Consider the following 25,279-nt stretch of genomic DNA (forward strand, 5'->3'; position numbering starts at 1 on the left):
TCGACGTCAATCCGGAACGATGCCTGAGACCTGGCGTTTGTGCGCAGGCGCACGGCCTTAAAATGCGGCGAGGTGAGGATGGTAGCCAAGGTTGACGCTCAGAAATTCTTCAAGGGCTATGAGAAGGTCTACAACGACGCAATCGCCGGCGACGTCAACCTGCAAGACTCGGGAACATGTATTCGACCGGCTTTGTCTCCGTGACGCCGGCAGGGTCATGGTCGGCGAGAATGGCCAGCAGTTGCGGGACATGATGAAGAAGGGTTTTGACTCCTATCGGGCGATGGGCAGCAAGACGATGACATGCGCCGATGTCTCGGTAACGCCCATCGATCAGGATCATTGCGTAGCCAAGGTGCAATGGTCGGGCGAATACGAACGCAAGAACAAGGAACGCCTGACGATCGATTTCGAGGTCGATTATCTCGTCGAACGGCGCGACGGCCGCTTGAAGGTATTTGGCTGGATCGCCGGCGATGAGCAGGCGGAATTCAAGAGGCACGGCCTGTTGTAGGGGATGATTGCCGGATTCTCCTCCAATGGACCGCAGATTAAGAGTCGGCGGCTCAACCATCTCACCGGAATTTAACCGCATTGGTGCAGCATGAGCTGCACTGCTAACATGCATTGATTCAAACGCTTTTCGTACGGTCGCCCTTATGAGCCAGAGATCCTGCCTGTCCGTCATCCTCGCCGCCGGCGAAGGCACGCGCATGAAAAGCGCGATGCCCAAGGTGCTGCATGCGATCGCCGGTCTGCCAATGGTGGCTCATGTCGTGAAGGCCGCCGAGGCGGCCGGGGCGACGGGCCTGTCGCTGGTCATCGGTCACGGCGCCGAGGAGATGAGGAAGGCGGCGCGGAAATTCGCGCCGAAAGCGGAGACCTTCGTGCAGGAGAAGCGGCTCGGCACCGCGCATGCCGTGCTTGCCGCGCGCGAAGCGATATCAAAGGGTTACGACGATATTCTCGTCATGTTCGGCGACACGCCGCTGATCGATGCCGGAGCGCTGGTGGCCGCGCGGCAGAAGCTGGCGCAAGGCGCCGCCGTCGCGGTCATCGGCTTCCGCCCACCCAATCCGACCGGCTACGGTCGGCTGATCGAGAAGGACGGCCAGTTGGTCGCCATCCGCGAGGAGAAGGACTGCTCCGAGGCGGAGAAGAAGATCGGCTTCTGCAATGCCGGGATGATGGCGGTGGCCGGCAAGCATGCGCTTCGGCTGCTCGACAAGGTCGGCAACAACAACGCCAAGGGCGAGTTCTACCTCACCGACATCGTCGAGATCGCCGGCGCGGAGGGCCTCGACGTGGTGGCCACGGAGGCGAGCTTTGAGAGCGCGCTCGGCATCAACAACCGGGCCGAGCTCGCCGAGGCGGAAGCCATCTGGCAGGCGCGCCGGCGGCGCGAGGCGATGCTTGCGGGCGTGACGCTGATTGCGCCGGAGACTGTCTATTTCTCGCATGACACTGAAATCGGCGCCGATACGATTGTCGAGCCGAATGTCTGGTTCGGGCCGGGCGTCAAGGTCGCCTCGGGCGCCAAGATCCATGCCTTCAGCCATATTGAGGGCGCCACCATCGCCTCCAATTGCGATGTCGGGCCATTCGCGCGGCTGCGGCCGGGCGCCGATCTCAGGCAAAAGGCCAAGGTCGGTAATTTCTGCGAGGTCAAGCAGGCGACGATCGAGGAGGGCGCCAAGGTCAACCACCTGACCTATATCGGCGACGCACGCGTCGGCGCCGGCGCCAATATCGGCGCCGGCACCATCACCTGCAATTACGACGGCTATTCGAAATTCTTCACCGACATCGGCGAGGGCGCCTTTGTCGGCTCGAACTCGTCGCTGGTGGCGCCTGTCACCATCGGCAAGGGCGGCTACATCGCTTCAGGCAGCGTCATCACCGAAAACGTGCCCGACGATGCGCTGGCCTTTGGCCGCGCCCGCCAGAAGACGCTGCCCGGCAAGGGCAAGGAGCTGCGGCAACGCTTCGCCTCGGCCGCGACGGCGAAGAAAAATGCAGCGGAATGATCGTCAAAGGGCGTTTTCCGTGCCGGCGCCACTGGCGCCAACGATGAACAATCGAGGACCGCGCCGCGAAAAAACCAACCAATTGCGGTAACCGGATTGCAAGCGCGGCCTGTCATGGTGCATCGGTGCAAACACCGTTCCGCTGACACGGAACGAAACGCAAAGTGACTTTCGCGGCAGGCCGGCAATCCCTAGATAGCGCTGGGTTTCCGCAGGGAATCGGGGGCAGCGCATGTGCGGTATCGTTGGAATTGTCGGCCATTCGCAGGTCGCGCCGCTTATCGTCGATGCCCTGAAGCGGCTGGAGTATCGCGGCTACGACTCGGCAGGCGTCGCCACCATTGAGAATGGGGCACTCGGCCGCCGCCGCGCCGAAGGGAAGCTGATCAATCTCGAGCGCCGGCTGAAGGAAGAGCCGCTGGAAGGCACGATTGGCATCGGCCACACGCGCTGGGCGACCCATGGCGTGCCGAACGAGACCAATGCGCATCCGCATTTTTCCGACGGCGTCGCCATCGTCCACAACGGCATCATCGAGAATTTCGCCGAGCTGCGCGACGAACTGACCCGCGATGGCTATGCGTTCTCCTCGCAGACCGACACGGAGGTCGTCGCCCATCTGGTGTCGCGCGAGATCGCCAAGGGGCTGAAGCCGGTGGAGGCCGCGCACCAGGCGCTGAAGCGGCTCGCAGGCGCCTTCGCGCTGGCGATCATGTTCAAGGGCGACGAGGACCTGATTGTCGGCGCCCGCAACGGTCCGCCATTGGCCGTCGGCCACGGCGACGGCGAAATGTTCCTGGGCTCGGACGCGATTGCGCTGGCGACCTTCACCAATTCCATCACCTATCTCGAGGATGGCGACTGGGCGGTGGTGCGTCGCAACAACGTGGCGATCTACGACATCGACGGCAACCAGGTCGAGCGCAGGCGTCAGCAGTCGTTGTCGACCAGCTTCATGGTCGACAAGGGCAATCGCCGCCACTTCATGGAGAAGGAAATCCATGAGCAACCGGAGGTGATCTCGCACACGCTGGCGCACTATGTCGATTTCGTCGCCGGCGTGTCGAAGCCGCTCGACCTGCCCTTCGATTTCGCCAAGATCGGCCGGCTGGCGCTTTCCGCCTGCGGCACCGCCTATCTGGCCGGACTGATCTCAAAATACTGGTTCGAGCGCTATGCGCGGCTGCCGGTCGACATCGATGTCGCCTCGGAATTCCGCTACCGCGAGATGCCGCTGTCGGCGAACGACGCGGCCTTCTTCATCTCGCAGTCGGGCGAGACCGCCGACACGCTGGCCTCACTGCGCTACTGCCGCCAGGCCGGCATGAAGATCGGCGCGGTCGTCAATGTGCGCGAATCGACCATGGCCCGCGAATCCGATGTCGTGCTGCCAACGCTTGCCGGGCCGGAAATCGGCGTCGCCTCGACCAAGGCTTTTACTTGCCAGCTGTCCGTGCTGGCTTCGCTCGCCGTGCGGGCGGGCGTGGCGCGCGGAACGATCTCGCGCGAGCAGGAAAAGCAGCTGGTGCGTGAGCTTTCCGAGGCGCCGCGCTTCGCCACCCAGGTGCTGAAGCTCGACGAGCAGATCGAGCGCATCTCGCGCGAGCTCTCCCGTTACAAGGACGTGCTTTATCTCGGCCGCGACACCAACTTCCCTTTAGCCATGGAAGGGGCGCTGAAGCTCAAGGAAATTTCCTACATCCACGCCGAGGGCTATGCCGGCGGCGAGCTGAAGCACGGGCCGATCGCGCTGATCGACGAGAACATGCCGGTGATCGTCATCGCGCCGCATGACCGTATCTTCGAAAAGACGGTGTCGAACATGCAGGAGGTGGCGGCGCGCGGCGGCAAGATCATCCTCATCACCGACGCCAAGGGCGCCGCCCAGGCGGGCATCAAGACGATGGAGACGATCATCCTGCCCGACGTGCCGGAGATCATTTCGCCGATCATCTACGCGCTGCCGATCCAGATGCTGGCCTATTTCACCGCCGTCTTCATGGGCACGGACGTCGATCAGCCGCGCAATCTGGCGAAATCGGTCACAGTGGAATAACCGGATATACGCCTTTTCAACCTAGGCGTTCTTTAAAAACTTCGCAGTTCCAAACCGGCTCGCGGTTCACTAATCTTGGCGTGCAACCTGCGCCGCGGTGACCCCATGTCCGACGCCCTGAAGACCTCTGGCATGACCCGGCTCAGGAACTATTTCCTGACCGGCTTCGTCGTCTGCGCGCCGCTGGCGATCACCGCCTATATCGCCTGGTCCCTGATCGGCTGGGTCGATTCCTGGGTGAAGCCTTATATTCCGGCGCGCTACAACCCGGATACCTATCTGCCGTTCCCGGTCCCCGGCTTCGGGCTGATCGTGGCGCTCATCCTGATCACGCTGATCGGCTTCCTGACGGCAAACATCGTCGGCCGCGCCATCGTCAATTTCGGCGAGCGGCTGCTCGGCCGCATGCCGCTGGTGCGCGGCATCTATGGCTCGCTGAAGCAGATCTTCGAGACGGTGCTGTCGAACAAGGGCGACATGTTCCGCCAGGTCGGTCTGGTCGAATATCCGCGAAAAGGGGTCTGGTCGCTGGTCTTCGTCGCCAGCGAAAAGGAAACCGAGATCAACCAGAAGCTCGACCAGGAAGGCGATCCGCTGATTGCGGTGTTCATGCCCTGCACGCCGAACCCGACCACAGGCTTCCTGATGTATGTGCATAAATCCGAGATCGTGCCACTCGATATGAGCATCGAGGACGGCGCCAAGCTGATCGTTTCAGCCGGCATGGTGGCGCCGGAGGTCAAGGCCAAGCTGGTGACGCTGAACGGCGAGCCCATCGAGGGGGCGCTCGCCAATCCGGCGATCGGCGCTGCTCAGCCGGCGCGCAGCAGCCGCACCGCCTCGTCGCGCCCGAACAGGTAAAGCAGCAGCCGAAGCGCCTCGCCGCGCTCGGACCGCAGTTCCGGATCGCGCGACAGGATCAGCCGCGCGTCGTCGCGCGCGCCTTCGAGCAGGTCGGCATGGAACTCGATGCGCGCCACCTGGAAGCCCGGCGCGCCGGACTGGCGGGGGGCCCGCCGTTCGCTTCGCCGCGCAGCTTCAGATCCTCCTCGGCGATGCGAAAGCCGTCCTCGGTCTCGCGCATCACCGAAAGCCGGCGCTTCGCCGTCTCGCCGAGCGGATCCTTGTAGAGCAGCACGCAAGAGGAGGGCCGATCGCCACGCCCGACCCGGCCGCGCAACTGGTGCAACTGGGCAAGGCCGAAGCGCTCGGCATGCTCGATGACCATGATCGTCGCGTCCGGCACGTCGACGCCGACCTCGATGACGGTTGTGGCGATCAGGATGCGCGTCTCGCCCTGCTTGAAGGCGCGCATCGCCTCGTCCTTTTCCGCGCCCTTCATGCGCCCATGAACCAGGCCGATCTGATCGCCGAACAGCGGCTTCAGCGAGGCGAAACGGTCCTCCGCCGACATCAGCTTGATCTCTTCGGATTCCTCGATCAGCGGGCAGATCCAGTAGATCTTCTGGCCTTCGGCGACGGCGTCGCGCATGCGACCCACCAGTTCGTCCAGCCGCTCCAGCGGCAAGGTCACGGTGCGGATTGGTTGTCGGCCGGCCGGCTTCTCGGTGAGTTTCGAGACATCCATGTCGCCGAAGGCGGTGAGCACCAGCGTGCGCGGGATCGGTGTCGCCGTCATCACCAGCATGTCGGGCGCGTCGCCCTTGGCGGTGATGGCGAGGCGCTGGTGGACGCCGAACCGGTGCTGCTCGTCGACGACGGCAAGCACGAGGTCGTGGAACGTCACCGTTTCCTGGAACAGCGCATGCGTGCCGACGACGATGTCGATCACGCCGCCGGCAAGCCCTTCCAGTGTCTCGGTGCGTTCGCGGCCCTTCTCGCGGCCGGTAAGGATGGCGACGCGCAGCCCGGCTTTCTCCGCCAGCGGCGCGATCGTCGCCAGATGTTGGCGCGCCAGGATTTCTGTCGGCGCCATCAGCGCTGCCTGGCCACCGGCCTCGACCGCGCGTCCCATGGCAAGCAGCGCGACCACCGTCTTGCCGGAGCCGACATCGCCCTGCAGCAGGCGCAGCATGCGTTCGGGATCGGCGAGGTCGGCGTTGATTTCGCCGAGCGCGAATTCCTGACTATGCGTGAGCTTGTAGGGCAGGGCGGCACGCAGTTTTTCGACGACGCGGCCGTCGCCGACCAGCGGCCGGCCCGACAGGCGGCGAATTCTCGCTCGCACCAGCGCCAGCGACACCTGTCCGGCCAGGAACTCGTCGTAAGCCAGGCGCCGCCAGGCCGTCCCTTCGATGGCAACGTCGATCGGGTCCTTCGGATTGTGGATGCGGGTGAGCGCATCGCCGAAAGACGGAAAGGTGTGGCGGCGCATGAAAGCGTCGTCCTGCCATTCGGGCAATTCCGGCAAGCGGCCGAGCGCTTGTCCGATGGCGCGGCGCAGCACTTTCGCCGATAGTCCGGCGGTGAGCGGATAGACCGGCTCGACCAGCGGCAGACCCTCGGCCTCATCGAGCGGGGCGATATGGTCGGGATGGACCATGGTCGGGCGGCCGTTGAACCATTCCATGCGGCCGGAGATGACGACGCGCTCGCCTTCGGGCAGCATTTTTTGCAGATAGGCGGCATGGGCTTGGAAGAATGTCAGCGCGATCTCGCCGGTGTCGTCATGTGCATAGACACGGTAAGGCACGGACCTGTTGCCGCGCGGCGGCGGCTGGTGCCGGTCGACCCGGACTTCGAGCGTAACGATCTGGCCTTCGGCCGAGAGCGCGATGCCCGGCCGGTTGCGGCGGTCGATCACTGTGTTGGGCAGCACGAACAGAAGGTCGCCCGCGCGCGCGGGACGGTCGCCGAGATCGGCCGGCACGACCCTTTCGATCAGGACGCCAACCTTCGGGCCGACGCCGGCAAGCGAGGTGATCGGGACGAACAATGGATCGAGGATGGAGGGACGCATGCTGTCAGCTTATGTCGCGACGGCCGCAGCGCAAAGGCTGACACCGCCCTCTATCCACGCTATATGCGCCGCTCGAACAGGGATGCGGCGATGACCGGAACACAGCGATCAAGCGAGGGGCTCGACGCCCGGCGGCGTAAGCTTTTGTTCCGCTCCTGGCATCGCGGCATGCGCGAGATGGACCTGATCCTCGGTTCCTTTGCCGATGCCGAGATCGGCGCCTTGACCGGCGACGAAATCGACCAATATGAAAAGCTCCTCGAAATTCCCGATACCGAATTCCTGCCGATGATCACCGGCGAACGTCCGGTTCCGTCCGATGTCGATTGCGCGGTGCTGCGGAAGATCCTGGCGTCGCGCCGGGCCATGACATTTTGAAAAACGCATAAGCATGAGCCTCATTCCTTCAATCGGCCTGCCCAAGGGCCGCGCCGGCCAGTTCATCGTCGACGGCGTCGCCGACGGCTACGAAGCCTTCGCGCTGGTGCAGACGGCGCAGGAGATCGCACCCGACAAGCCGGTGCTGTTCGTCGCGCGCGACGGCCAGCGGCTGCCGGCGATCATCGATGCGCTCGCGTTCGCGGCGCCCGGACTGCCGGTGCTGGAACTGCCTGCCTGGGATTGTCTGCCTTACGACCGTGTCTCGCCTGGCGCGGATGCCGCCGCGCGGCGGCTCGCCGCGCTTTCCGCCATCATTGCGCTCGCCAAGAAGCCGCATCGCGCCGTGATCCTCACCACCGCCAATGCGCTCTTGCAGCGCATTCCGCCGGCCGGGCTGATCGAAGCGCAGACTTTCCATGCCAAGCCCGGCAACCAGATCGACATGAACGTGCTGATCGCGCGGCTGGAGAATTCCGGTTTCGAGCGCGTGCCGACGGTGCGCGACGTCGGCGAGTTCGCGGTGCGCGGCGGCATCCTCGACCTTTTCGCGCCCGGCTGGAGCGAGGCGCTGAGGCTCGACTTCTTCGGCGACACGCTGGAATCGATCCGCGTCTTCGACGTGGCGACCCAGCGCACAACCGGCCAGCGCAAGTCGATGGCGCTGCAGGCAATGAGCGAGGTGGCGCTGACGCCGGATACGATCAGCCGCTTCCGCCGCTCCTATATCGAGGCTTTCGGCGCGCCGTCGCGCGACGACGCGCTCTATGCGGCGGTCAGCGAGGGCCGACGCTTTGCCGGCATGGAGCATTGGCTGCCGTTCTTCTACGAGCGGTTGGAGACGGTGTTCGACTATCTGCCGGATGCGCCTGTCGTCTTCGACCATCTGGCGCATGAGGCGCTGGCTGAGCGCCACAAGTTGATACTCGACCATTATGAAGCCCGCCGGAAACAGGCCGACAGCGCGTTGAAGGATGCGGTGCCCTACAAGCCGGTGGCGCCGGACCTGCTTTATCTCTCGCCGGAGAACCTCCGCGCTTCACTCGGGCCGCGCGAGGACATCGACTTCACCGTCTTCGATGCGCCCGATGTCGGTGGCAAGAAAGTATTCCACGCGGGCTCGCGCCACGGCCGCAGCTTCGCCGAAGAGCGCGCCGATCCCAACATCAATGTCTTCGATGTCGTGGTGAAGCATATTGCCGACGAGCGCGCCGCGCGCCGCCGCGTCATCGTCGCCGGCTGGACCGAGGGCTCGCTCGACCGGCTTAGCCAGATCCTCGCCGAACACCATCTCGGCAACCTCAAACCCGTCGCCACGCTTGCCGAGGTTGAAAAGCTCGAGCCGGGGCAGGCGGGCCTCGCCGTGCTGCCGCTCGAGTCCGGCTTCGAGACCGACGACATGGTCGTCGTCGCCGAGCAGGACATTCTCGGCGACAGACTGATCCGGCGTTCGAAGCGCAAGAAGAAGGCTTCCGATTTCATCGCCGAAGCGTCGTCGCTGTCTTCCGGCGACATCGTCGTCCATGCCGACCATGGCATCGGCCGTTTCGTCGGCCTGCGCACCATCGAGGCGGTTGGCGCGCCGCATGACTGCCTCGAGATCCACTATGCCGGCGACGACCGGCTGTTCCTGCCGGTGGAGAACTTCGAGCTCCTGTCGCGCTACGGTTCGGATTCGGCGGAAGCGACGCTCGACAAGCTCGGCGGCGGCGCCTGGCAGGCGCGCAAGGCGCGGCTGAAGCGGCGCCTGCTCGACATGGCCGGACAGCTCATCCGCATCGCCGCCGAGCGGCAGATGCGCGCCGCTCCTGCCATGATCCCGGCCGACGGCCTTTATGGCGAGTTCGCCGCGCGCTTCTCTTATGAGGAGACCGACGACCAGCAGACGGCGATCGATTCCGTCATGGACGATCTCGGCGCCGGCAAGCCGATGGACCGGCTGGGGGGCGGGGGGGGGGGGTCGGCAAGACGGAAGTGGCGCTGCGCGCCGCTTTCATCGCGGCGATGGAAGGGTTTCAGGTCGCTGTCGTGGTGCCGACGACGCTGCTGTCCCGCCAGCATTTCAAGACCTTCTCGCAGCGCTTTTCCGGCCTGCCGATCCGCATCGCGCAGGCTTCGCGCCTAGTCGGCGCCAAGGAACTGGCCGAGACCAAGAAGGGCATCGCCGACGGAACGGTCGATATCGTGGTCGGCACACACGCACTGCTCGGCAGCTCGATCTCGTTCAAGAATCTGGGGCTCCTGATCATCGACGAGGAGCAGCATTTCGGCGTCAAGCACAAGGAGCGGCTGAAGGAGCTCAAGAACGACGTGCATGTGCTGACGCTGTCGGCGACGCCGATCCCGCGTACGCTGCAATTGGCGCTGACCGGCGTGCGCGAACTGTCGCTGATCGCCACGCCGCCGGTCGACCGCATGGCGGTGCGCACCTTCATCTCGCCCTTCGATCCGCTGGTCATCCGCGAGACGCTGCTGCGCGAACGCTATCGCGGCGGCCATTCCTTCTATGTCGTGCCGCGCATCAGCGATCTTGCCGAAATCCATGATTTCCTGAAGGAATCCGTGCCGGAGCTGAAAGTGGCGGTCGCCCACGGCCAGATGCCAGCCGGCGAGCTCGACGACATCATGAACGCCTTCTATGACGGCCAGTACGATGTGCTTCTGTCGACGACCATCGTCGAATCCGGCCTCGACATTCCGACCGCCAATACGCTGATCATCCATCGCGCCGACATGTTCGGCCTGGCGCAGCTTTATCAGCTGCGCGGCCGCGTCGGCCGCTCGAAGGTGCGCGCCTATGCGCTGTTCACGCTGCCGGCAAACCGCAAGCTCACAGACACGGCCGAGCGCCGGCTGAAGGTTCTGCAGTCGCTCGACACGCTCGGCGCCGGCTTCCAGCTTGCCAGCCACGATCTCGACATCAGAGGCGCCGGCAACCTTCTCGGCGAGGAACAGTCCGGCCATATCAAGGAGGTCGGCTTCGAGCTCTACCAGCAGATGCTGGAAGAGGCGGTGGCCGAGGTGAAGGATTCGGGCGAAGTGCAGGACGGCGGCTGGTCGCCTCAGATCGCGGTCGGCACGGCCGTGATGATTCCGGAAAGCTATGTGCCCGATTTGCAGCTCAGAATGGCGCTCTACCGCCGCCTCGGCGACCTCGAAAACACCGAGGAGATCAATGCCTTCGGCGCCGAGCTGATCGACCGTTTCGGACCGCTGCCGGAGGAAGTCACGCATCTCCTGAAGATCGTCTTCATCAAGGCGCTCTGCCGCAAGGCCAATGTCGAGAAGCTCGACGCCGGCCCCAAGGGCGTCGTCATTCATTTCCGCAAGCGCGAGTTTCCCAACCCGGTCGGGCTGGTCAAATTCATTGGCGAACAGGGCTCGCTGGCCAAGATCAGGGCCGACCACAGCGTCGTCTTCATGCGCGATTGGCCGAACGCGGAGAAGCGCCTGGCGGGATCGGCAGTGGTGATGACGCAGTTGGCGCGGCTCGTCGACAAAGCCGCCTAAGGCAGGTCGATATTCAGGTGAGGCCGGCCTGCAAATGGCGCCTTCCTGCGCTTTCCGACCTTCGCCGGCCGTAGCCTTAATTTAACTGCCACGCCACTCATGAGTGCTACGGCCGGCGTAGGCCGGTGCTCACGTACTTTCAGGTACGCTCAGCTCCGGTTCTCGGAACCCACCCAGTTTGGTCGCTTCGCGCCCGTCTTCGACTCCCGCTCGGCCTGACCTGAATCTCGACCTACCTTGGCAGGCGAAGGCATTCGCCACTGCTGAAATTCCCGGCTAGAATAGGAAATCGGCTTCGTGTAAGGAGCCGCCACCCCATATCGGGGCTGAAGACGCGGGCGAGGGTGCCTGGTCATCTGTTTTTGACGCAGTTCCGGACGGAAACGTCACATTCCCGGAATTGCTCTGGAAGGGCGTTTGGGTGCAACGATGACGAAATGGTCGCCGAATTCGTGGAGAGCAAAGCCGATCAAGCAGGTTCCGGCCTATCCGGACCTTGCGGCGCTGCAGGCCACGGAAGCGCGGCTCGCCACCTACCCGCCGCTGGTTTTTGCCGGCGAGGCGCGCAAGCTGAAGAAGCAGCTGGCGGCGGTCGCCGCCGGAGAGGCCTTCCTGCTCCAGGGCGGCGACTGCGCCGAGAGCTTTGCCGAGCACGGCGCCGACAACATCCGCGACTTCTTCCGCGTCTTCCTGCAGATGTCGGTGGTGCTCACCTTCGCCGGCGCGCAGCCGGTGGTGAAGGTCGGCCGCGTCGCCGGCCAGTTCGCCAAGCCGCGCTCGTCCGACAATGAGACCAAAGGCGGCGTGACGCTGCCGAGCTACCGCGGCGATATCATCAACGGCATCGAATTCGACGCCTCCTCGCGCATCCCGGATCCCGCGCGGCAGGAGATGGCGTACCGACAGTCGGCGGCCACCCTCAATCTTCTGCGCGCCTTCGCGCAGGGCGGCTATGCCAGCCTGGAGAATGTGCATCGCTGGATGCTGGGCTTCGTCGCCGACAGCCCGCAGGGCGAAAAGTACGAGTCGCTCGCCAACCGCATCACCGAGACGATGGATTTCATGCGCGCGGTGGGCATCACCTCCGAGACGAACTTCGCGCTGCGCGAGACCGATTTCTACACCAGCCATGAGGCGCTGCTGCTCGGCTATGAGGAGGCGCTGACCCGCGTCGACTCGACCTCCGGCGATTGGTACGCGACCTCCGGCCATATGATCTGGATCGGTGATCGCACCCGTCAGCCCGACCATGCGCATGTCGAATATTGCCGCGGCATCGAGAACCCGCTCGGCCTGAAATGCGGCCCGTCGCTGACGCCCGATGGCCTCATGGAACTCATCGACCTGCTCAATCCCGAGAACGAGCCGGGCCGGCTGACGCTGATCGCGCGCTTCGGTTCCGACAAGGTCGCCGAACACCTGCCGAAGCTGGTGCGGGCGGTGAAGAAGGAAGGCCGCAACGTGGTGTGGTCGTCCGACCCGATGCACGGCAACACGATCGAGGCGGCGGGCTACAAGACGCGGCCGTTCGACCGGATTCTCAAGGAAGTGCAGACTTTCTTCGAGGTGCATCGCGCCGAAGGCACGCATCCGGGCGGCATCCATGTCGAGATGACCGGCAAGAACGTCACCGAATGCACCGGCGGCGCCCGCGCCATCACGGCGGAAGACCTGCAGGACCGCTACCACACCCATTGCGATCCGCGCCTCAATGCCGACCAGGCGATCGAGCTGGCCTTCCTGGTCTCGGACCTGCTCAAGAAAAGCCACACGGTCCAGCACAAGCAGGCCGCCAGCGCCTGAGCCTGCCTCCAATCCGATTTTGTCGATCAAGCGCCGGAGAAATCCGGCGCCTTTTCGTTTTCGGTCGGCGTGGTCACGCGAGCGATTACGAAAATGTGTCCGGGGACGTCCATTGCAAAACCAAGATTGGCGTGAAGCGTGCGCGCCCGCCAACCCGGTTCCTTCTTGTCACAATGCGTCACGAGCATGCCATCATCCATCACCGCGCGATCGATTTCTGGTCGGCGCGGGCGGCGGTGCTTGTCGTCATCTGCCTGCAGCTTCTCGTCATCAACGACCTATCGTTCGGTCCGCGCTGGCTGGCTCCGGCAATCGAAGCGGCGCTGCTCGCGCCGTTGTCGATCGCAACGGCCTGGACGCAGATGGCGACGCAGAAGGCCGTCGACCATGAACATTGGTATGCGATCGGCCGGTTTCGTGTCTTCATCCGCCGTGCAGCCTTGGTGATGACAGGCGTCATCAGCATCATGAATTGCGGCTCGCTGGTCTTGCTGGTCCAGAAGCTGCTCGAAGGCCATGCCGGCGCCGGCACGACGCTGCTGGTCGATGCGCTGAACATCTGGGTCACCAACGTCATCGTCTTCGCGCTGTGGTTCTGGAACACTGATCGCGGCGGGCCGCCGACCTGCGGCCTGGTCAAGCGCGCGCATGCCGACTTCCTGTTCCCGCAAATGACGCTGCCCGATCGCGAAACCAGGGACTGGCTGCCGGGCTTCGTCGACTATTTCTTCCTGGCCTTCACCAACGCGACGGCGTTCTCGCCGACCGACACACTGCCGCTCACCCAGCGCGCCAAGCTGTTGATGATGGCCGAGGCGATGATCTCGCTGCTGACCATCGCGCTGGTGGCCGCGCGTGCTGTGAACATTTTGGCTTAAATCAACGCCCGCGCTCCCAGCGCATGTTCGTCAGCCGCGGATCGACGAAGCTCGTCCTTGAGAATTCCAGCCGCTTGTCCGGAAATTCGCAAATCGCCTGGACGCCGAACGAACCGATGCGGATGCGCCAGGTGTGAGGTTCCAGCGGCTTGGCCTTAGCAAAACCCTTGCAGGTCAGAAGCGCGATGTTGGCGCCCTTCGGGTCGCGCGCCGATCGGTAGCGGATCGCCCGCATCCCGGCCTCGCGCGCGACGTCCGCGATGGCCTGGCAGGCGCAGTAGTCGGTCGGATCCGTCCATGCCTTCTCGTCGCGGTCGAGCGGCGGCCGGATGAGGTCGACGGCCTTGTCGCATCTGATCGCCGCGGCAAAGGCCGTGTATTCGGCTGCGTCATTCGGCCATTGCGTCTGCGGCGAATCGGCGAAGAACAGGCAGCGGTAGAAGGCCATCTCCGCCACCGCCGTCAGCACCGTCTCGGCGGCGTAGTAGACGCCTTTGGTCTTGCCCGCGCGGCGGAATCGCGAGCCGTACGGATAGATCGAGCCGTAGCGGAAGGGCGTCGCCAGAAGGTAGTGAAGATGGCGGCATTCGAGCGGGATCTGCGGCTTGGTCTCCTCGATCAGGTCCTCCAGCAAGCCCTGTTCGTCGAGCCCGTCGACGAGCTTCAGCGTCGAGACGCGGTGCTGCGCCTCGACCATCCGCCAATACTTGCCTTCGAGCCCGACCGCCTCAGACGAGAGCGCGTCGGGAGTCCAGGTAGGCGATGACATCGACAAGTCCGGCAATGGTCAGGATTTTTTCGAGCGGCGTGCCGTCGAGCGCCGTGTTTGGGTTCTTCAGCCATGCCCGGGCGACCGTCTCGTCGCCGCCGACGATGGCGTCGAGCGAACGGAACAGCCGGACGAACAGCACCGCAAGCTCGAACGGCTTGGTGCCGCGCTCGAGCAGGAATTCCTGCTTGCGCATGCGCGAGACCGTCGCTTCCGAGACACCGATGACCAGCGCCAGCGTTCTCGCGGTGATGTCGAGCAGGTCGGCCGCGCGCAGCGTGGCCTTGGTGATGACGGCATTTTCCGCCGCCGTCGCGGCGGCGACTGGACGTTGCATAAGCGCACCCTTTCATTTCTGTGGAAAATATAGTCCACAAAAATTCATTTGGAAAGGGATCGGCCCGAATCCGCCCGCCGAAATGTCAGTCTTTCTTATAGAGCAGCCAACCCTTGCCGGCGCGGCCGGCCATGGTGGAATGCCTTGTCACGCGGTTGCGGCCGCTGACCTTGGAGCGGTAAAGCGCGCGGTCGGCCTTGGTGTAGAGGTCTTCGGGGGTGTCGGCCTCGGAAGCCATGCAAATGCCCATCGAGACGGTCACCGTGCCGTAGTTCATTCCGGTCTGGCTGCTGGTGAACGGCGTCTGTTCGATCAGCACGCGGATGCGCTCGGCGATTTCGTAGGTGGTATCCTCGCTGGCGCCTTCGACAATCAGCGCGAACTCCTCGCCGCCGGTGCGCGCCACGAACATGTCGGCGCGGATGCTGGATTGGAAGATCTCGGCGATGATCTGGATGATCTTGTCGCCGACCGGATGGCCGTAACGGTCGTTGATATCCTTGAAGCGATCGATATCGGCAAGGATCAGCGCGTTGAACAGGATACCGCGGTTGCTGTTGTAGATGCGGGTGATTTCCTTGTCGAAGGCGCGGCGATTCCAGATCTGCGTCAGCGGATCGGTATCGGCGAGCCGCTTGTATTCCTCCAGCTTCGATTTGACGCTCTCCAGCTCGGCGGTCTTCTCGCTGAGCGTGCTCGAGATATGGCGGTTGTGATCCAGCGTCGAGCTGGTGGCGGCCGACATGGCGCCGGCAATCTTCTGCAACAGATCCTGGGAGAGCAGGCTGCGGTTGCTCAGGCCGCTCGACGTCTCGTCGAGGATGCGGCCGTACTTCTCAACGTGGGTGCGCTCGCTGCGCAGCAGCGCGGCGATGTCCTCGAGCTCCTTGGCGACCATCTCGCGGGCGTGCTCGACGATGGCGGGACCGTGGTGCTGCGGGAAGAAGGTGCGCCCGATGCCGTCGAGCTCCTCCTGCGTCGGCCGGTTGCTCAACGAGACGACGGCAAGACTGAGCTCGTGATTGCTGCCGCTAAGCGCCTCGTAGAAGATTTCGTAGTTGCGCGGCAGACCGAGCACGCCGAGCTGGCGCATGGTCGCCACAACGGTGCTGGCGATGTCGCTATTTCTGTCGGTCGGGACGGCTGCCGGCTGCATGGTCTGTTCACTACCCCTTCAGTGCGACCGGAGACCTGCCACCGCCGGGAGCCGCCTATACGGGGATTTGAATCAGAATTGCGAATGCGACGGCGCGTCCCCAACACGACCTTCGCTTGCAGGAATCATAGATGCAGTTGAGCTAAAGTTTCCTTAATGGCCTGCATTTCCTCATTGTCTCTGCTACCATAGGCTGCAATTCGGTGCGGACATGACTTTTGAAAGGCGCCTTTTCGGTGTCGCATTTGCCTGCGCCTGACAGCCGCAGAACTGGAATCTTGTCCGGCACGATCGAGGCGAACGACGTCGAAGGAGGCCCGGAATGGACGAAAATCACAGTGGATCATGCCTGTGCGGGGCGGTGCGCTTCAGGACGAGGGGCCCGTTGCGTGGAGTGGTCTATTGCCATTGCTCGCAATGCCGCAAGCAAACGGGCCATTTCGTTGCCGCGACCGCCTCAAAAGATGCCGAGATCGACATAGAGGGAGCCGACGCGCTCACCTGGTACGGCGCCTCCGACGTTGCGAAACGCGGCTTCTGCCGCAGCTGCGGTTCGGTGATGTTCTGGAAGCACAACGAGCTTGACACCATCTCGATCATGGCCGGCTCGTTCGACAAGCCGACGGGTCTTTCGGCCGAAAGCCACATCTTCGTCGGTGACAAAGGCGACTACTACGCGATCGACGACGGACTGCCGCAGTTCGAGAAGTCGACGCCGTCGATAAAGGTCGCGGACCAATGATTTTTGGAGCCGCTGCCTTATTCCCTTGCTCCGGCCGTTGCGATATCCCCTGACGGTGATTCGAAACGGGACCGGGTATGCAGCGGCTGATCGACGCTTTCATCAATTCGGTGCGGGCTTTCCGCAAGCTGGCTGCTCATGAAAAGGCGTTCCAGCAGGAGCTGATGCTGTTTGCGCTCGCTCTGCCGGCCGGCTGGTTCATTTCGGTGTCCTGGCGCGGCTATGCCTTGCTGATCGGCGTGGTTCTGCTGATGATCATGGTCGAGGTGCTGAACACCGGCATCGAGGCGGCGTGCGACGCGATTTCCCGCGAGTTCCACATCGACATCCAGCTCGCCAAGGACTGCGGCTCGCTGGCCGTGCTGATTTCGATCGTGATCGCGAGCGGTGTCTGGGGTCTCGCGATAATCGAACGCATCATTGGCGCGCCGATCTGACCGTAGGCACGGATCCGACAGCTTAGGATTCCGCCTGATCCTCTCTTGCATCCTTTATACGTTCTCTTCGGGCAAAGTGGTGGGCAACCAGCCAGGCAAGGACGGCCACGGCGATGCCAACGGCAAGGGCGATGAGCAGGCGCTCGTGGCGGGCAAACGCTTGGCCGACCATGCGCTCCGCGCCCAGCCCGAAGACATAGCCGACGGTGCCGAAGAGGGTCGCCCAGACCGCCGACGAGATCGCGTTCAGGATGACGAAGCGCGGCACCGACACGGTCGACAGCCCGGCGGCGATGCCGCCGACAAGGCGCATTCCGTAGACATAGCGGTTCGTCAGCACGAAGATGTTGGGATGGGTGTTGAGCAGCCGGTAGGCGCGGCGAAAACCTGGCCGTTTGCGCAGCCTGACAACATAGGGATGATCGGCAAAGCTGCGGCCGAGGGTGAAGAAAAACGTATCGCCGGCGAAGGCGCCGAGAAACGCGGCCATGAACGCCTGCCAGAGCACGAATATCTGCTGGTGCGCGAAGAAGCCGCCGAGGATGGCGGCGCTTTCGCCCTCGGCGACGCAGCCGAGGAAGACCGCGATCAGCCCGTATTGCTCGATGAGACGATGGATGGCCTCGGTCATCAGCTTGCCGATCGCGCCGACAGTTTCTCGTCGATCCGCCTGATCTGCTCGGCCATGCGCAGGATCTCGTCGCGCATGCCGATGATCTCGCTGTGGCGCAACTCGTCGAGCTTCTCATGCAGGGCCATGATCTCGATCTCCGCCTTCAGGTTGACTTCGTAGTCATGGGCGGCGTCGATGCGGTCGCGTTCGGTCTGGCGGTTCTGCGACATCATGATCACCGGCGCTTGCAGGGCGGCGACCATGGAGAGCACGAGGTTCAAGAAGATGAACGGGTAGGGGTCGAAGGCATCGCGCGTCAGCAACCAGACATTGCCGAAAGTCCACAGGATCAGGAAGGCGATGAAGCCGAGAATAAAGGACCACGAGCCGCCGATGCGGGCGATGGTGTCGGCTACCCGGTCACCGAACGTCTGGTGGAAAGCGACTGCCTTGTTGGTGTCCTTCGAGATGGTGGTGCGATCGAGCGCGCTTTGCAGCACCCGGCTCTCGATGTTACTCAACGCATCTGGTCTCCGATTCAGCCAGCGGTTTGCCAGATCTTCGACTGTCTTGTTCATGTGTCGCCTCCGTCAGCGTCTGCGATAGACGTAGAGGCTGCCGGTTGGAACGGGAAGTGGTAGATTCACGCGACTTGCGAGGACCATAATGGCTGATTTTCAGAAAATTCGTGCCCGGGCGGCAAAGCGCAAGGGCGGTGAAGAGGCGCTGGCGTCGCTGCTTGGGCCGATGCCCGACAATGCGGCTGTGGCGAAAGTCCCCGATGACCGCATCCTCTCCACCATGGCTGAGCGCATCTTTGCCGCCGGTTTCGTCTGGCGCGTCATCGAGCAGAAGTGGCCGGGCTTCGAGGAGGCGTTCCTCGGTTTCGAGCCGAAGCGGCTCCTGTTCCAGCCGGACGATTTCTGGCACGAGCTGGCGTCCGACAAGCGCATCGTGCGCAACCCGCAGAAGATCAAATCCGTGCGTGACAATGCCGCCTTCGTCGACCGCGTCTCGAAGGAGCATGGCGGCTTCGGCAAGTTCCTCGCCGAATGGCCGGCCGACGACCAGGTTGGACTGACCGCCTATCTCGGCAAGCACGGAAGCCGGCTCGGCGGCAACACCGGCCAGTATTTCCTGCGCTGGCTGGAGTGGGACACCTTCGTCCTTTCCGCCGACATGGCGGCGGCGTTGCGCGACGCCGGCCTGGACATCGCCGAAAGCCCGACCTCGAAGCGAGACCTCGACAAGATCCAGGTGCAGATCAACCAATGGGCGGCTGAAACTGGGCTGCCCCGTCGGCACATCTCGCGCATCCTTGCCATGTCGATCGGTGAGAACCGCTCCGTGGAGGCACTAAGCGAGTACATGAACGATTAGGTCTGATCGCATTCGTGCGCGCTGCGGATTTGGTACAAGCAATCGCCATTGCCCGGCGATTTCGGCCACGCTAAACCCACTGCATGACCCAGACCGCACCAGACATCCTGCGCATCGCCGTCGCCCAGTTGAACCCGACTGTCGGCGACGTCGCCGGCAACCTCGCCAAGGCGCGCGAGGCGAGGGCGGATGCGGCGCGCCAAGGCGCCGACCTCGTGCTCTACACCGAGCTCTTCCTCGCCGGCTATCCGCCGGAAGACCTGGTGCTGAAGCCGGCCTTCCTGAAAGCCTGCGAAAAAGCGGCTGAGGATTTCGCCAGGGACACGGCCGACGGCGGTCCTGGCGTCATCATCGGCACGCCGCTGAAGCGCAAGAGCGGCACGCACAATTCGATCGTCTTCGCCGATGGCGGCAAGATCATCGCCGAGCGTTACAAGCTCGACCTACCGAACTATGGCGAGTTCGACGAGAAGCGCGTCTTCCAGGCCGGGCCGGAGCTGCAAGGGCCGGTGAATTTCCGCGGCGTGCGCATCGGTATCCCGATCTGCGAGGACATCTGGGGCGACATCGCGGTCTGCGAGACGCTGGCCGAAAGCGGTGCCGAGATCCTGCTTGTGCCGAACGGCTCGCCCTACTACCGCGCCAAGATCGACGTCCGCCATCAGGTCGTCATCCGCCAGGTTATCGAAACCGGCTTGCCGATTGTCTACGCCAACCAGCTCGGCGGCCAGGACGAGCTCATCTTCGACGGAGCGTCGTTTGGCATCGGCGCCGACAAGACGCTTGCCTTCCAGATGAGCCAGTTCGAGGAAGCGGTCGACGTCACCACATGGAAGAGAAGCCGCGTCGCCGCAGGCGCGCGAAATGGAAATAATTCCGACCATTGGGTCTGCTCGGAAGGCCCGATGTCGAAAATCCCGGAACGGGACGAGGCCGACTACCGGGCCTGCATGCTGGGCTTGCGCGACTACGTCAACAAGAACGGCTTCAAGAACGTGGTGCTCGGCCTCTCCGGCGGCATCGATTCCGCGATCTGCGCGGCATTGGCCGTCGATGCGCTCGGCGAGGAGCGGCTGCGCACCGTGATGATGCCCTATCGCTACACCTCGAAAGACTCGCTGAAGGACGCCGAGGACTGCGCCCGCGCGCTCGGCTGCCGCTACGACATCGTGCCGATCTCCGAACCGGTCGAAGGTTTCAAGCATGCGCTGACCCAGCTTTTCGAGGGCACCCAGGAGGGCATCACCGAGGAAAATCTGCAGAGCCGCGCGCGCGGCACGATCCTGATGGCGATCTCGAACAAGTTCGGCTCGATGGTCGTCACGACAGGCAACAAGAGCGAGATGTCGGTCGGCTACGCCACGCTCTACGGCGACATGAACGGCGGCTTCAACCCGATCAAGGACCTCTACAAGATGCAGGTCTATGCGCTGTCGCGTTGGCGCAACGCGCATGTGCCGCCGGGGGCGCTCGGCCCATCGGGCGAAGTCATTCCGAAGAACATCATCGACAAGGCGCCGTCGGCGGAGCTGCGGGAAAACCAGACCGACCAGGATTCGCTGCCGCCTTACCCGGTGCTGGATGACATCCTCGAATGCCTGGTCGAGAACGAGATGGGTGTCGACGACATCGTCGCGCGCGGCCATGACCGGGCGACGGTGACGCGCGTCGAGCATCTGCTCTATATCGCGGAGTACAAGCGCCGGCAGGCGGCCCCGGGCGTGAAGATCACAAGGAAGAACTTCGGCCGCGACCGCCGCTACCCGATCACCAACCGGTTCCGGGATCGCGGCTAGCGTATCCCCGCCACATGCCTATGCGTGACGTTGAAATCAGCTTCGACCTGTCGCGGATCGACTTCCGGGCGACTTCGGACCAGTTGATGGCGAGCTATTGGGGAAGCGCGCGCAGCGATGAGATGCATCATCGTGCCTCGCCAGTTCGTTTTGCGTGGACGCCTATATCGACGGCAAGCAGGTCGGCTTCGCCCGCGCGATCACCGACTATACGGTCTTTGCCTATCTTGCCGACGTCATCATCTGGCCGGGGCATCGTGGGCAAGGCATCGGCAAGCGGCTCGTTCAGGCGCGGAAGACCGTTTCGCATTGGAGCCTCTCGACCAACGACGCCCACAGCCTTTACGAGAAGTTCGGGTTCAAGATCGATGGCCGCTATATGCGGCTGGAGCGCAAGCCCGCCGCCTGAATGCGCGGGGATGGCACAACCCGCCGTTGTTGCAAAATAGTACCAGTGCTTGGACCAGATGTCGTTTTGGGGACAGCCCGCCTTGGCGAGGCGATGAGCCGCCCCTATAAGGGCCATTCCGCGATTCCCTTTCGGGAGGACCGTATGCCAGGATTTGACATCGTTATGCGAGGCCGCGAAGCCTAGGTCTGCACCGGCCGTCCGAAGTCCCTTCGGAAAGCCAGACGCAGAACGAGCCTTGCCGCTGTCGGTCGCCGCCTCGGGGCGGGCGCCCAACCATACCGAACCTCATTCCCAGGCGCCATCAGGCGCCGCCGCGGGTTTCCAATTTGACTTTACTGGGACCGGGCCTGTCTGCGCCCGGATGACATCATGGCTCGTTTCAGAATAGATCTGCGCGCCAGCGCCTTTCGCAGCGTGCTCGGCTTCACGTTTGGCCACTGGCGCCGCCAGCCGTGGCGGCTGTCGCTCATCATGGGCGCATTCCTGCTCTCGACGCTTGCCGACGTGCTGACGCCGCTCTATTCCGGCCGGCTGGTCGACGCGGTCGCCAGCAGCGCCAGCGCCGACGAGGCGGCTTGGCACGCCGCAATGACGGCCTTCTCCATCCTGATGGCGCTGGCGTTGGCCGGCGTCGTGCTGCGCAACGCCGCCTTCATGTGGATCGTCGAATTGACGCTGAAGATGATGTCGGACATCGCCGCCGGCGCCTTCCACCGCGTCCAGCGCTTCTCGACGGACTGGCACGCCAACAGCTTTGCCGGCTCGACCGTGCGGAAGATCACGCGCGGCATGTGGGCGCTCGACCTGCTCAACGACACGATCCTGATCGCGCTGCTGCCGTCGCTCGTCATGCTGGTCGGGTCGACGCTGCTGCTTGGCTGGTTCTGGCCGATGATGGGATTGGTGGTCGCCGTTGGCTCGGTGCTGTTCATCGCCGTCACCGCCATGTTGTCGCTCGGCTATGTCGCGCCGGTGGCACGCCTTGCCAACAGCTGGGACACGCGCCTCGGCGGCGCGCTGGCCGACGCGGTAAGCTGCAATGCGGTGGTCAAGGGTTTTGGCGCCGAGAGCCGCGAAGAGGTGCGCCTTGCCGGGGTCGTGGCCAAATGGCGCCTGCGCACGGGCCGCACCTGGGTGCGCGGCACGTTCAACGGCACCACGCAAGGCACGATGCTGCTCTTGATGCGGGCGGCTGTGATCGGCCTCGCGCTCATGCTCTGGGCATGGGGCGAGGCAAGCGCCGGCGATATCGCCTTCGTGCTGACCTCGTTTTTCGTCCTGCAAGGCTATCTGCGCGATATCGGCACGCATATCCGCAACCTGCAGCGCTCGATCAACGACATGGAGGAACTGGTCGACTTCCAGTCGGAGCCGCTCGGCATCGAGGACCGGCCCGGTGCGGCGCCGATCCGGATCACCGACGGCCGCATCGCGTTCGACAAGGTGACGTTCCACTACGGCAACCACCGGCTGCCGCTCTACCGCGACTTCTCGGTCGAGATCGCGGCGGGCGAACGCATCGGGCTGGTCGGGCATTCGGGATCGGGCAAGACGACCTTCGTCAAGCTGATCCAGCGCCTCTATGACGTGAATGCGGGCCGAATCCTGATCGACGGCCGGGACATCGCACAGGTTGCGCAGGCATCGCTGCGCAGCCAGATCGCGATCGTCCAGCAGGAGCCGATCCTGTTCCACCGGTCGCTGGCCGAGAACATCGCCTATGCCAGGCCGGGCGCCACGCAGGCCGAGATCGAGCATGCGGCGAAGCTCGCCAGCGCGCACGACTTCATCGCCAACCTGCCCAAAGGCTACGGAACCCTGGTCGGCGAGCGCGGCGTGAAGCTGTCGGGCGGCGAGCGCCAACGCGTGGCGATCGCGCGCGCCTTCCTGGCCGATGCGCGCATCCTGATCCTGGACGAGGCGACATCCAGCCTCGATTCCGAATCGGAAGTGCTCATCCAGAAGGCGATGGAGCGGCTGATGGTCGGGCGCACGACTTTGGTCATCGCGCACCGGCTCTCCACTGTGCGGGCGCTCGACCGGTTGCTGGTCTTCGACCGTGGCCGCATCATCGAGGAAGGATCGCATGACGAGCTGATCCGGCTGAACGGCGGGATCTACCGGCGGTTGTTCGAGCGCCAGGCGCTGGAACTGACCAAAGGGCTCGTCATGTGAAACAGATGAGCATCTGAAAAAACAGGCATCCGGCTTCGGCCGGCTGCCTAAAGCGCTTCGCGCTGAAGCGGATTCGTACGACGCGCTTTAGGTCTTTGTTTTTATGCATGTCGTTTTCGCAAAACCGCTGCACACTTTTGCGCGACATGCACTATTGCCCTCAGCCGTAGTGCAGCTTGGGCTTGGGCTCGATCCCGGTGAACTTCACACCGACGCGGTCGTTGCGGCGCCAGCGGACTTCCGCCCGATAGGCCACACCATCGACCGGAACGTAGAGCAGGAAACGATCGGGAACGCGTGATTCCGGTGCGACTTTCAGTTCGGCGCCGCCCGGGTTTTGGTTCCGCAAGGTGCAGCTCACCTCTGAATTTTGGATGCCGGTGATGATCGTCCCGCCCTTGAGCACGCGCTGGCGGTGCTCACGCCGGTGTTCGCCGGAGTTTTCTTCGAGTGGTTGCGCGGAGTTCGTCATCGATCGACGCCATTAGCCGAATCGGCACTGCAATAACAACAAAGCACCGATGCTCGCGCACCGCAACGCGCGGCATGCCGTCGGGTTGCATATTCGATTATGTGACCGATGACTCAGGCGAATTTATGCGGATCGGCGCAGAAATAGGCGATGATCTGGCAAAGGTCGGGCTCGTTGACCATACGAACGGCCTCGGCCGAGCCGACCCATTTGCGGGTGCGCGCGCGCTTTTCCTTCCAGCGGTCGGCGACGCGGTCGACCTCGAGCGGGAACACCAGAACCTCGCAAGGCACTTCCTCGCCGGATGCCAGGACCTTGGCGTAGAAATAGCGACCGACTTCAAGATGCGAGACGGTGCCGTGCAATCCCGCTTCTTCGCCCGCTTCGCGGGCGGCGGCTTGGCATAGCGGCTCCCTGGCTTCCGGCCAGCCTTTCGGCAGCACCCAGCGCCCGGTATCGCGGCTGGTGATCAGCATGATCTCGACGCCGTTCTCATTTTCGCGCCAAGGCAAGGCTGCAACCTGCAGGCGGCAGGGCGCCGTGCCGAAGAGTCGCCGGACTCTTTCGGCCATTTGGTTGTGCGTCGTTGGCCTCGTCAACATCGTAGAAGCTGCTCCCAGCCTCCAGAATCGTTTGCCGTCAAACGAATCTTACGACGTATTGTGGACAATAAAAGTAAAAAACTTCACTCGGATTGGTTAAGTTCGACCCAGGCGGGTTAATTTTACGAAATATCGTGCCCGACGGCTTTATTTGTGCAGCAATCAATGCTCGTCAGCGGGCGCTGGACCTAAATGGCGACTTCCAACGAATCAGCCGGCGTGATCATCGGCGATCGGCTTCTGGTAAGTGAAGCCCATGTCCCACGGGAAGTAGATCCAGGTGTCCTGGCTGACCTCGGTGACGAATGTATCGACCAGAGGCCTGCCCTTCGGCTTGGCATAGACGGTGGCGAAATGCGCCTTCGGCATCATTGCGCGCACGATGCCTGCCGTCTTGCCGGTATCGGTGAGGTCGTCGATGATGAGCACGCCGGCGCCGTCATCGGCAAGAAGCGAAGGGGAGATTTCCTTCAGCACCTGCAACTGACCCTGGCTCGTGTAGTCGTGATAGGAGGCGACGCAGACCGTCTCGATGACGCGGATGCCAAGCTCGCGCGAAATGATCGCGGCGGGCACCAGGCCGCCCCGGGTGATGCAGACGATCGCCTTCCACTGGCCTTTGTTGGTGCCGGAAAGGCGCCAGGCGAGCGCGCGGGCATCGCGGTGGAACTGGTCCCAGGAGACCGGAAAGGCTTTTTCGGGAAGGGACATGGTTCGCGCACTCCGCAAGCGCGCGCCTCTGCGCGCAAATACGATGGAATGCAAGCGGAATTAGCCGGAAAGCGCCAGCCTTGGCAAGGGTGGGATCCAGTGATG

The 25,279-nt window shown here is 63.6% G+C and carries 22 protein-coding genes and 2 pseudogenes; 14 read left to right on the top strand and 10 right to left on the bottom strand.

Annotation, left to right across the window (positions count from 1 at the left end):
• Positions 1-217: 217 nt before the first annotated feature.
• The 4 genes from DH10_RS09430 (at position 218) to DH10_RS09445 (ending at position 4,944) form a co-directional block, all read left to right on the top strand.
• Entirely contained in the window at positions 218-514 is a 297-nt protein-coding gene (locus DH10_RS09430; protein WP_246505816.1) for an SRPBCC family protein, read from the top strand.
• A 145-nt stretch (positions 515-659) separates the two neighbouring features.
• Positions 660-2,027, top strand: a complete 1,368-nt coding sequence (glmU, locus tag DH10_RS09435) for a bifunctional UDP-N-acetylglucosamine diphosphorylase/glucosamine-1-phosphate N-acetyltransferase GlmU (RefSeq protein WP_192243664.1) — start codon at positions 660-662, stop codon at positions 2,025-2,027.
• A 232-nt stretch (positions 2,028-2,259) separates the two neighbouring features.
• Complete coding sequence (glmS, locus tag DH10_RS09440; RefSeq protein WP_192384627.1) at positions 2,260-4,083, top strand: glutamine--fructose-6-phosphate transaminase (isomerizing); 1,824 nt, start codon at positions 2,260-2,262, stop codon at positions 4,081-4,083.
• Between the two features lie 105 nt (positions 4,084-4,188).
• Complete coding sequence (locus tag DH10_RS09445; RefSeq protein ID WP_192243660.1) at positions 4,189-4,944, top strand: DUF502 domain-containing protein; 756 nt, start codon at positions 4,189-4,191, stop codon at positions 4,942-4,944.
• On the opposite strand, the pseudogene recG reads toward DH10_RS09445, so the two are convergent.
• A pseudogene (gene recG, locus DH10_RS09450) lies at positions 4,896-7,003 on the bottom strand (ATP-dependent DNA helicase RecG). The gene DH10_RS09445 and the pseudogene recG overlap by 49 nt on opposite strands.
• A gap of 90 nt (positions 7,004-7,093) precedes the next feature.
• Between recG and DH10_RS09455 the strand changes: the two are divergent.
• The 3 genes and pseudogenes from DH10_RS09455 (at position 7,094) to DH10_RS09465 (ending at position 12,694) form a co-directional block, all read left to right on the top strand.
• The gene (locus DH10_RS09455; RefSeq protein ID WP_192243656.1) at positions 7,094-7,381 is read left to right on the top strand and encodes an FAD assembly factor SdhE; all 288 of its coding nucleotides are present in this window, start codon (positions 7,094-7,096) and stop codon (positions 7,379-7,381) included.
• Positions 7,382-7,394: 13 nt separating this feature from the next.
• Positions 7,395-10,891 (top strand): annotated as a pseudogene (gene mfd / locus DH10_RS09460) (transcription-repair coupling factor).
• 429 nt (positions 10,892-11,320) lie between these two features.
• Positions 11,321-12,694, top strand: a complete 1,374-nt coding sequence (locus DH10_RS09465) for a class II 3-deoxy-7-phosphoheptulonate synthase (RefSeq protein ID WP_192243652.1) — start codon at positions 11,321-11,323, stop codon at positions 12,692-12,694.
• Positions 12,695-12,720: 26 nt separating this feature from the next.
• Here the strand turns inward: DH10_RS09465 and DH10_RS09470 are convergent, their stop codons facing one another.
• Complete coding sequence (locus DH10_RS09470) at positions 12,721-12,882, bottom strand: hypothetical protein (protein WP_192243649.1); 162 nt, start codon at positions 12,880-12,882, stop codon at positions 12,721-12,723.
• Here DH10_RS09470 and DH10_RS09475 point away from each other — a divergent pair.
• Complete coding sequence (locus tag DH10_RS09475) at positions 12,868-13,572, top strand: hypothetical protein (RefSeq protein ID WP_192243647.1); 705 nt, start codon at positions 12,868-12,870, stop codon at positions 13,570-13,572. The two genes, DH10_RS09470 and DH10_RS09475, sit on opposite strands and share 15 nt — an antisense overlap.
• Position 13,573: 1 nt before the next feature.
• Here the strand turns inward: DH10_RS09475 and DH10_RS09480 are convergent, their stop codons facing one another.
• The 3 genes from DH10_RS09480 to DH10_RS09490 form a co-directional block, all read right to left on the bottom strand.
• Positions 13,574-14,341 (bottom strand): RES family NAD+ phosphorylase, encoded by a 768-nt coding sequence (locus DH10_RS09480; RefSeq protein ID WP_192243645.1) that lies wholly within the window; start codon positions 14,339-14,341, stop codon positions 13,574-13,576.
• Positions 14,301-14,678, bottom strand: coding sequence for an antitoxin Xre/MbcA/ParS toxin-binding domain-containing protein (locus tag DH10_RS09485; RefSeq protein WP_059185195.1), 378 nt, complete (start codon positions 14,676-14,678; stop codon positions 14,301-14,303). Before DH10_RS09485 ends, DH10_RS09480 begins: the two co-directional genes overlap by 41 nt.
• Before the next feature lie 85 nt (positions 14,679-14,763).
• Positions 14,764-15,834 carry a GGDEF domain-containing protein gene (locus DH10_RS09490; RefSeq protein WP_192243642.1) on the bottom strand — a complete coding sequence of 357 codons (1,071 nt, stop codon included), beginning with the start codon at positions 15,832-15,834 and terminating at the stop codon, positions 14,764-14,766.
• Positions 15,835-16,156: 322 nt separating this feature from the next.
• Here DH10_RS09490 and DH10_RS09495 point away from each other — a divergent pair, with 322 nt between their 5' ends.
• Together DH10_RS09495 and DH10_RS09500 are read left to right on the top strand one after the other, a co-directional pair.
• Entirely contained in the window at positions 16,157-16,576 is a 420-nt protein-coding gene (locus tag DH10_RS09495) for a GFA family protein (RefSeq protein ID WP_192243640.1), read from the top strand.
• A 77-nt stretch (positions 16,577-16,653) separates the two neighbouring features.
• Positions 16,654-17,013 carry a diacylglycerol kinase gene (locus tag DH10_RS09500; protein ID WP_192243638.1) on the top strand — a complete coding sequence of 120 codons (360 nt, stop codon included), beginning with the start codon at positions 16,654-16,656 and terminating at the stop codon, positions 17,011-17,013.
• Between the two features lie 22 nt (positions 17,014-17,035).
• Here DH10_RS09500 and DH10_RS09505 read toward each other — a convergent pair whose 3' ends face one another.
• Both DH10_RS09505 and DH10_RS09510 read right to left on the bottom strand, forming a co-directional pair.
• Positions 17,036-17,644 (bottom strand): DedA family protein, encoded by a 609-nt coding sequence (locus DH10_RS09505; RefSeq protein ID WP_192243636.1) that lies wholly within the window; start codon positions 17,642-17,644, stop codon positions 17,036-17,038.
• A complete protein-coding gene (locus DH10_RS09510; RefSeq protein WP_192243634.1) occupies positions 17,644-18,204 on the bottom strand; it encodes a DUF1003 domain-containing protein in 561 nt (186 codons plus the stop codon). The genes DH10_RS09505 and DH10_RS09510 overlap by 1 nt, the downstream gene beginning before the upstream one ends.
• 88 nt (positions 18,205-18,292) lie before the next feature.
• Here DH10_RS09510 and DH10_RS09515 point away from each other — a divergent pair, with 88 nt between their 5' ends.
• From DH10_RS09515 to DH10_RS09530, 4 genes are all read left to right on the top strand, one after another.
• Complete coding sequence (locus tag DH10_RS09515) at positions 18,293-19,006, top strand: DNA-3-methyladenine glycosylase I (RefSeq protein WP_192243631.1); 714 nt, start codon at positions 18,293-18,295, stop codon at positions 19,004-19,006.
• An 83-nt stretch (positions 19,007-19,089) separates the two neighbouring features.
• Positions 19,090-20,802: an NAD+ synthase gene (locus DH10_RS09520; RefSeq protein WP_192243628.1), complete on the top strand. Its 1,713-nt coding sequence runs from the start codon at positions 19,090-19,092 to the stop codon at positions 20,800-20,802.
• A 154-nt stretch (positions 20,803-20,956) separates the two neighbouring features.
• Positions 20,957-21,211 carry a GNAT family N-acetyltransferase gene (locus tag DH10_RS09525; protein WP_312891178.1) on the top strand — a complete coding sequence of 85 codons (255 nt, stop codon included), beginning with the start codon at positions 20,957-20,959 and terminating at the stop codon, positions 21,209-21,211.
• A gap of 372 nt (positions 21,212-21,583) precedes the next feature.
• Positions 21,584-23,389 (top strand): ABC transporter ATP-binding protein, encoded by a 1,806-nt coding sequence (locus tag DH10_RS09530; RefSeq protein ID WP_192243626.1) that lies wholly within the window; start codon positions 21,584-21,586, stop codon positions 23,387-23,389.
• A gap of 160 nt (positions 23,390-23,549) precedes the next feature.
• Here the strand turns inward: DH10_RS09530 and DH10_RS09535 are convergent, their stop codons facing one another.
• From DH10_RS09535 to gpt, 3 genes are all read right to left on the bottom strand, one after another.
• Entirely contained in the window at positions 23,550-23,861 is a 312-nt protein-coding gene (locus DH10_RS09535) for a PilZ domain-containing protein (protein ID WP_192243624.1), read from the bottom strand.
• 113 nt (positions 23,862-23,974) lie between these two features.
• A complete protein-coding gene (locus DH10_RS09540; protein ID WP_192243622.1) occupies positions 23,975-24,463 on the bottom strand; it encodes an NUDIX hydrolase in 489 nt (162 codons plus the stop codon).
• Positions 24,464-24,673: 210 nt separating this feature from the next.
• A complete protein-coding gene (gene gpt / locus DH10_RS09545; RefSeq protein ID WP_066998919.1) occupies positions 24,674-25,174 on the bottom strand; it encodes a xanthine phosphoribosyltransferase in 501 nt (166 codons plus the stop codon).
• Between the last annotated feature and the right edge of the window lie 105 nt (positions 25,175-25,279).

Source organism: Mesorhizobium silamurunense (genome assembly GCF_014843825.1).
In the GTDB taxonomy this organism is placed as follows: Bacteria; Pseudomonadota; Alphaproteobacteria; order Rhizobiales; family Rhizobiaceae; genus Mesorhizobium; species Mesorhizobium silamurunense.